At 40.1% G+C, this 1,068-nt stretch carries 1 protein-coding gene; it reads left to right on the top strand.

The window, feature by feature from the left end; all coding sequences use genetic code 11:
* Nucleotides 1-400: 400 nt before the first annotated feature.
* On the top strand, nt 401-1,068 hold a 668-nt coding region (locus tag B7692_RS07430; protein ID WP_142360050.1), incomplete at its 3' end, for an AAA family ATPase.

Genomic DNA, 1,068 nt, shown 5'->3' with positions numbered 1-1,068 from the left:
TACCTTGAACGACATGCGTTAAAAGTTAGTTGAACCGCCGTATGCCGAACGGCACGTACGGTGGTGTAAGAGGGGCTAGAGATTATCCCCTACTCGATTAAAATTTATTGGTCAATTAAAGCCAAAATACTTGACCTTTTCTGACTAATGTAGTATATTATGAACGTAAGGTAAATGAAAGCCTTACTAGAACACTTATTTAAAGTAAAATAGAAAGAGGTGGGGTCTATGTTTAATCTAGAAATCTTCAGAAGTAAAGATAGTCTACTCCTGCTTGAAAAAGAAAAACCAGAAATAGTACGTAGAGTAGCGATTTAGCTAGTCTAAATTTTTTAAAACAAAGGTCAAAGATAGTCAATATCAGTAATCATAACTAAGTAAACAAAAAGAGGTAAAGAATATGAACAACAACTTTAATAATTTTAACAACATGGATGATTTATTTAACCAATTGATGGGTGGTATGCGAGGATACAGTTCTGAAAATCGTCGCTACTTGATTAATGGACGTGAAGTGACACCTGAGGAATTTGCTCACTATCGTGCGACTGGTCAATTACCAGGAAATGCAGAAGTTGATGGACAAATGCCACAACAGCCTTCAGGTATGAAACAAGATGGTGTCCTTGCAAAACTAGGTCGAAACTTGACAGCAGAAGCGCGTGAGGGCAAGCTGGATCCAGTCATCGGACGAAACAAGGAAATTCAAGAGACATCTGAAATCCTCTCACGCCGTACTAAGAATAATCCTGTTTTGGTTGGAGATGCAGGTGTTGGTAAGACAGCAGTTGTCGAAGGCCTAGCACAAGCTATTGTGAACGGTGATGTTCCAGCTGCTATTAAGAACAAGGAAATTATTTCCATTGATATCTCTGGTCTTGAGGCTGGGACTCAATATCGTGGTAGCTTTGAAGAAAACGTTCAAAACTTAGTCAATGAAGTGAAAGAAGCAGGGAATATTATCCTCTTCTTCGATGAAATTCACCAAATCCTTGGTGCTGGTAGCACTGGTGGAGACAGTGGTTCTAAGGGGCTCGCGGATATTCTCAAGCCAGCCCTCTCCCGTGG

It is taken from the genome of Streptococcus mitis, from assembly GCF_002096925.1.
Classification (GTDB): Bacteria; Bacillota; Bacilli; order Lactobacillales; family Streptococcaceae; genus Streptococcus; species Streptococcus mitis_AF.
This window is presented reverse-complemented; position numbering and strand designations above follow the sequence as displayed.